Genomic DNA, 6,442 nt, shown 5'->3' on the forward strand with positions numbered 1-6,442 from the left:
GCCGACGCCTGATCGCCGCCGCCGCCGGCCGACCCGTCCGGCGCCGGAGCCGGGCGGCGCTACGCCGCCGCACCCCGCCCGAAATCTCGCGCCAGCCAGGACCATGCCGTGCCCGCCCGCCCGCTCGACGCGCTCGCGACCGTGACGATCGTCGCCCTCAGCGTGAGCTGGGGCCTCAACCAGGTCGCCATCAAGGCGGCGCTGCCCGACATCCCGCCGCTGATTCAGGGGGTGATCCGCTCCTCGGGGGCGCTCGCCATGCTGCTCGCCTGGTGCGCGATGCGGCGCGTGCCGCTGCTCTCGCGCGACGGCAGCCTTCTGCCCGGCCTCGTCACCGGGCTCCTGTTCGGCGTCGAGTTCGTGATGATCTACCGCGGCCTGCTGATGACCTCGGCGAGCCGTGGCACCATCTTCCTCTACACGGCCCCGCTGTTCGTGGCGCTCGGCGGCTCGTTCTTCCTGCCGGGCGAGCGGCTCGGGCGGCTGCAGTGGCTCGGCCTGGTGACGGCCTTCGTCGGCGTCGCGGTGGCGATCGGGGTGCCGCATCTCCTCGCCCCGGCGGCCGCCGGCGCCGCCCCGGCGCCGGCCGCAACCGAGGCGAGCACGCTGGCCGGCGACGCGCTCCTGCTCGTCGCATCGGTGTTCTGGGCCGCCACCACGCTGGTGGTGAAGGGCTCGCGGCTCGTCCATGTCGCGCCGGAGAAGACGCTCGGCTACCAGCTCGCCGTGTCGATCCCCATCTTGGGGCTGGCCGCGCTGGTGTTCGGCGAGACCATCGCAGGCGTGCCGCGGCCGGCCGCGACCGGATGGCTCGCCTATCAAACCATCTGGGTGGTCGGAATCACCTATGGGCTGTGGTTCACACTGGTGAAGCACTATTCGGCCAGCCGTCTTTCGGCCTTCACGTTCCTCACCCCACTGTTCGGGGTGCTGGCCGGGCATGTCGTGCTCGGAGATGCTATAGACTGGCCGTTCGCCGTGGCGGCCGCCCTGGTGGTCGCCGGGCTGGTGCTGGTGAACCGTCCGCGCCGCGGCAATCCGCCGGCCGGGACGACGATGCCGGCGCCGCCGGCGGGAACGAACGAGTCGCGTTGACGCCGGCATGCGGGTCTGGCACTCCGCAGCCGTTGCATTTTCGGGAGTTGCACGATGAGCGATCCGGCCCTGAGCCAACCGGCAGTCAGCGAACTGGCAGGTCCGGCGCCGCGCCACGAGACGGTGGCCGTGAAGGTCGGCAACGTCACGGTCGGCGGCGGTGCTCCGATCGTCGTGCAGTCGATGACCAACACCGACACGGCCGACGTCGCCGGCACGGTCGCCCAGGTGACGGCGCTCGCCCGCCAGGGCTCCGAGATCGTCCGCATCACGGTCGACCGCGACGAGGCGGCCGCCGCCGTCCCGCACATCAAGGAGCGCCTGCTGAAGGCCGGCATCGACGTGCCGCTGGTCGGCGACTTCCACTATATCGGCCACAAGCTGCTCGCCGATCATCCGGGCTGCGCCGAGGCGCTCGACAAGTACCGCATCAATCCCGGCAACGTCGGCTTCAAGGACAAGCGCGACAAGCAGTTCTCCTCGATCGTCGAGATGGCGATCAAGCACGGCAAGCCGGTGCGCATCGGCGCCAACTGGGGCTCGCTCGACCAGGAGCTGCTCACCCATCTGATGGACGAGAACGCCAAGCTCGCCGCGCCCAAGGACGTGCGCGCCGTCACCCGCGAGGCGATGGTGCAGTCGGCGCTGCTCTCGGCCGCCCGCGCCGAGGAGATCGGCCTGCCGCGGAACCGCATCATCCTGTCGGCCAAGGTGTCCGCCGTGCAGGACCTGATCGCCGTCTATCAGGACCTCGCGGCGCGTTCGAACTACGCCATCCATCTCGGCCTCACCGAGGCCGGCATGGGCTCGAAGGGCATCGTCGCCTCGTCGGCGGCGCTCGGCATCCTGCTGCAGCAGGGCATCGGCGACACCATCCGGGTGTCGCTGACGCCGGAGCCGGGCGGCGACCGCACCCTCGAGGTGAAGGTCGCGCAGGAGATCCTGCAGACCATGGGCTTCCGGGTGTTCGTGCCGCTGGTCGCAGCCTGCCCGGGCTGCGGCCGCACCACCTCGACGACGTTCCAGGAGCTCGCCAAGGACATCCAGGGCTTCATCCTCACCTCGATGCCGGAGTGGAAGACCCGCTATCCGGGCGTCGAGACCCTCAACGTCGCGGTCATGGGCTGCATCGTGAACGGCCCCGGCGAGTCCAAGCACGCCGACATCGGCATCTCGCTGCCCGGCACCGGCGAGCAGCCGACCGCCCCGGTCTTCGTCGACGGCAAGAAGGTCGCGACGCTGCGCGGCCCGACGCTCGCGGCCGACTTCCAGGCCATGGTGATCGACTACATCGAGCGCCGCTGGGGCGCCGGCGCCCGCACCGCCGCGGAGTAGGGCGGGCGGCTCAGCTCGGCTCCGCGCGGTCGCGCCGGAGCCGTAGCCCGCATGGAGCGAAGCGGAATGCGGGTGTCCGGGCGTTGAGCCTCGGGCGAGCATCGCCCCTGTCGCCCCTGCATTCCGCTTCGCTCCATGCCGGCTACGGGCCGCTTAGCGCCCCGCCAGACGAGGCCCGTCATGGCCGCGCTTGTCGCGGCCATCCACGTCTTGCGGCGTGGCGGCGCGGACGGTCGTGGATGGCCGGGACGAAGCCCGGCCATGACGGCGAGTGGCGCCCGAGGGGCGCGCCGTCCGACCCCCTCCCGCCCGCGGCAACTGCCGCCCGCGATCCGCCGCCGTGCAGCGGCTGATGCATTCACGTATTCGCATCTTGATCCATCTCAAGCCGGTTTTCGCGGCGGCGCGGTATAGGCCGGATCGCCGGGTGGTCCGCCGCGATCGCGGTGCGACCGTGCCGGCGCCGCGTCGCCCTTGCGCGAACGTCGCCTTGGCGCGGACGTCGCCTCGGCGCGAAACAAGAACACGGACGGAGATCGGACCCATGATGAAGATCGCGGTGCTCGTCTGGATGGTGCTCGGCATCACGCTCGCCGGGACGCTGGTGGTCGCCGTCGTCAGCGTGCCGTCGCTCTACGACCAGGGCATGCGGCTGATCCCGATCGTGGCGGCGGCCGGCTTCGTGGTCGCCATCCCGTTCGCGGTCCTCATCGCCAAGAAGATCGATCATCTCACGGCGAAGCGGGCCTGAGCGCGGGCGTCGTCACGCGCGCGCCTGACGCGCGGCAGTCGCCCTAAGCTCGGAATCCGGCGCTGAGTCCGGGTTCGCGGACCTTTCGGTCCGCGCCCCGGAACGACCGAGAGTGACGCGCGCCGACCGGGCGCCGCGTCCTCGCGCCGTATTAGCAAGGATTTCACCACTCTCCGGTAGGGTGCTCCGACCGGCCGCGCGGCGCGCGGGCGGGCGCCGCCCTGCGGCGCGGTCCCTCGTGCCCCCGAACCCGGAGACCTCGCCGTGCCGCTCCTGCACCGCTTCGCCCATCTGATCGCCCACGCTTGGCAGACGACCCTGCCGGTCCTCGTCATCCTCGTCGCCGCGCTGTGGCTCGTGATGTTCGGCGAAAACCCGGCGAGCGAGCAGGCGATGTTCGCCGCGCTGCTGCTCATCTACATGGTGCACCAGATCGAGGAGCATCTGTGGCCGGGCGGCTTCCGGCAATACGCCAACGCGCATGTGTTCAAGACCGGCCGCGACGACTGGCCCGTCGACGAGGCGGGTGTCGCGCTCGTCAACATCGCCTGGGTGTGGCTGCCGATCGGTCTCGCGGCGCTGTTCCCGGAGACGCTGCGCTGGGTCGGCCTGGGCTGGGTGGGGCTGACCTTCGTCAACGGCCTGTCGCATATCGGCACGACGGTGCGGTTCCGCGGCTACAATCCGGGCCTCGTCACCTCGATCGCGCTCTTCCTGCCGTTCACGGTCTGGGTCTTCGCCACGGAATTCTCACGCGGCGCCCTGTCCGGGGCCGAGATCGGCGGCCTCATCGTCGCCGGCGTGCTGCTGCACGTGCCGGTCGCCGCGCTGTTCGTGATCCCGTATCGCCGCCGCACGCCCGCGCTCGTCTGACCGGCTCGCCGCCGGTGGCGGACGTCACAGCCAGCGGCGGACTTCAGAGCCAGCGGCGGACTTGCGCCTCGCTCGGCAGCTTGCCGTCCGGCGTCACCTCGTCGACCGCCTCCGGCAGCCGTTGGCTGAGCTCGGCCAGGAGCTCGTCGCGCGACAGGCCGGTGCGGCGGGAGAGCTCGTCGATGCGCTCGCGCCCGAGCGTCTCCTCCAGCTCGCGCGGCGAGATGCTGCGGTTCGGGCCGCGCCCGACCCAGGAGTCGGCGACCTCGCCGCGGCCGCTGCGGTGGAACTGGTCCATCATGTCCTTGAGGCCGCCGCTCAGCGCCCCGCCGGCCGCACCGCCGCCCAGCAGGCCGCCGAGGCTGCCCAGGAGGCCGCCGAGCCCGCCGGACGAGCCTTCGCCCTGCACGCGCCCGGGACCCCAGGGCGGCGCATTGGTCTCCGCCTGCGGCACCGGCGAACTGCCGGAGCCGAAATGCTTGTAGGCCTTGTAGGCGAGGAGGCCGAGGATCGCCATGGTGATGGGCGACATGCCGCCCTTGTCGGCGTCCTTGCCGCCCGGCGTCTCCGGGGCGGACGCGCCGCGCGGCCCGTTCATCATGCCGTTGATGACGTCGAGAAGTCCCATGGTCGCCTCCTGCGGCCCGCCCCGGTGATCAGATCGCGTCGGGTGAGGGAGGCCGCAAGGGCGCGAGCGCCGCGAAGGGCGGGACCTTGTGCCGCGGGAACAAATCCCGGAGCGCGGCACGATACCGTCGGGACTCAGCCTTTCAGGAACATCACGCCGATCTGGCGGTCGTCGCGGCGCACGATGCGGCAGCGACGCTGGAACAGCAGCAGGAACTCGGCCGGCATGTCGATCGGGCTCGTCACGGTGAGCTTGGCGCCGCCGGCCGAAATATCGCAGATCATGCAGCTCTGCAGCGTCGAGCCGTCGCACGGATCGAAGAACGCCGGGTAGTGCACCTCGAACCGGGGGCTCCGGCGCAGCTCACGCAGCTTGTTCTGCTGCTGACGGAAGAAAACCATTGCTGATACGCCTCGTGTCGCCGGCGCCGCGCGTCGCGTCGCCGTGGTCGAGGCCGATTGTCGGTCGGCCGCGCTAAGCGCCCGCAAAGCCCGCGCGTAAGATTTCGACGAGTGTTTTTCGGACAATGCGACGAGAATTTTCGGGTCGAGGGCGCGGATGTCCTCCGACGTCGCGTCGCGTGCTGCGCGCTCCCTCTCCCCAGCGGGGAGAGGGCTGGGGTGAGGGGGTGCCGACGCCGTTTGTCTCGTCGAGGGGGCGGCACCCCCTCACCCGGACTTCGCGCCTTCGGCGCGAACTCCGACCTCTCCCCGCCGGGGAGAGGTGAAACGAAGGCGGCGCCCGCGTCGTGCGCGTGAGCTGATCAGATCCCGCTCCGCCTCACAGCTTCAGCTGCCGCGCGGCGTCGACGGCGGCCTGGCGCTTCGACGCCATCTCGGCGTCGAGCGTCTGCTCGGTGCGCGAAATCTCGGCGAGGCGGTCCTCCTGGCTCTTCAGCGTGTCGACGTAGCGGCGGCCGAGATCCGAGCTCGCGCCGACCGACTGCAGGTTCCGCCGCAGCCGCTCCTGGTCCTCGCCGATGCGCTTGCGCTCGGCGTCGAGACGCGACCGCTCGGCCCGCGCCCGGTTGATCTCGCCGACCAGCGCGCCGAGGCGCAGCACCGTCTCCTTCACGGCCGGCGTCTCGTTCTCCAGGCCGCGGATGCGCGCCAGAATCTCCTCCGGGGCGTAGTCGGTCAGCACCACGGTCTGGCGGTCGGTGCGCTCCAGCACCAGCGACGCCTTGGTGGTCTGGCCCTTGGGCGCCTTGACGGCGAGGCGCAGGCGGGTCGGCGTCTCCTCGACGCCCCTGCTGCCCTCGGCCGGCGACCAGCCGTCGGCGCGCGCCTCCTCGATGACGATCTCGCGGTCCTCGTCGGCCGGCGGGGTGATCTCGTAGCCGACCGTGCGGCGCGAGCGCGTCGTCAGCGTCAGGGTGCCGTCGACCGCCTTGCCGAGCGTCGTGCGACGCACCCCCTGGTCCTCGCGGCGGATGTCGGTCTTGGCGTCGAGCGCGAAGGTCACGTACTTGAAGGTGCCGCGGGGGAGCAGCGGAAGCTGTGCGTCGCCGACGAAGTTCGCGGCCCCGTCGGCGCCGCCGTCGAAGGCCGTGACGATGCCGGCCGGCAGGCTGGCGTCGCCGTCGTTGCGCAGGCGCAGCGCGGCGAGCGGGCGGCGCGCCGAGACCTCGGGCTGGTAGAGCCAGGTGCGCGACGCCGTCACCTCGCGGTCGACGAACGGCACCATCACGGTGTGCCCGGTGGCGACCGTCACCTTGGCCGGGAAGCGGTAGAGGAGCTGGGTCGCGGCCTCCTCGGCCT

At 71.5% G+C, this 6,442-nt stretch carries 6 protein-coding genes and 1 pseudogene; 4 read left to right on the plus strand and 3 right to left on the minus strand.

Going from position 1 to position 6,442, the window contains the following annotated elements:
• The first annotated feature begins 108 nt into the window (after window positions 1-108).
• The 4 genes from CCR97_RS32375 (at window position 109) to CCR97_RS23300 (ending at window position 4,054) form a co-directional block, all read left to right on the plus strand.
• Window positions 109-1,095: an EamA family transporter gene (locus tag CCR97_RS32375; protein ID WP_201159912.1), complete on the plus strand. Its 987-nt coding sequence runs from the start codon at window positions 109-111 to the stop codon at window positions 1,093-1,095.
• A gap of 54 nt (window positions 1,096-1,149) precedes the next feature.
• A complete protein-coding gene (ispG, locus tag CCR97_RS23290) occupies window positions 1,150-2,430 on the plus strand; it encodes a flavodoxin-dependent (E)-4-hydroxy-3-methylbut-2-enyl-diphosphate synthase (protein ID WP_201159913.1) in 1,281 nt (426 codons plus the stop codon).
• A 544-nt stretch (window positions 2,431-2,974) separates the two neighbouring features.
• The gene (locus tag CCR97_RS23295; RefSeq protein ID WP_111360778.1) at window positions 2,975-3,181 is read left to right on the plus strand and encodes a hypothetical protein; all 207 of its coding nucleotides are present in this window, start codon (window positions 2,975-2,977) and stop codon (window positions 3,179-3,181) included.
• A 264-nt stretch (window positions 3,182-3,445) separates the two neighbouring features.
• Window positions 3,446-4,054: an HXXEE domain-containing protein gene (locus CCR97_RS23300; protein WP_111360560.1), complete on the plus strand. Its 609-nt coding sequence runs from the start codon at window positions 3,446-3,448 to the stop codon at window positions 4,052-4,054.
• A gap of 43 nt (window positions 4,055-4,097) precedes the next feature.
• On the opposite strand, the gene CCR97_RS23305 is transcribed toward CCR97_RS23300, so the two are convergent.
• From CCR97_RS23305 to CCR97_RS23315, 3 genes and pseudogenes are all read right to left on the minus strand, one after another.
• On the minus strand, window positions 4,098-4,682 hold the full coding sequence (locus CCR97_RS23305) for a YidB family protein (RefSeq protein ID WP_111360561.1): 585 nt from the start codon (window positions 4,680-4,682) through the stop codon (window positions 4,098-4,100).
• 134 nt (window positions 4,683-4,816) lie between these two features.
• Entirely contained in the window at window positions 4,817-5,083 is a 267-nt protein-coding gene (locus CCR97_RS23310) for a PilZ domain-containing protein (protein ID WP_111360562.1), read from the minus strand.
• A gap of 379 nt (window positions 5,084-5,462) precedes the next feature.
• A pseudogene (locus tag CCR97_RS23315) lies at window positions 5,463-6,442 on the minus strand (DUF4139 domain-containing protein); the annotation flags it as partial.

Source organism: Rhodoplanes elegans (genome assembly GCF_016653355.1).
Classification (GTDB): Bacteria; Pseudomonadota; Alphaproteobacteria; order Rhizobiales; family Xanthobacteraceae; genus Rhodoplanes; species Rhodoplanes elegans.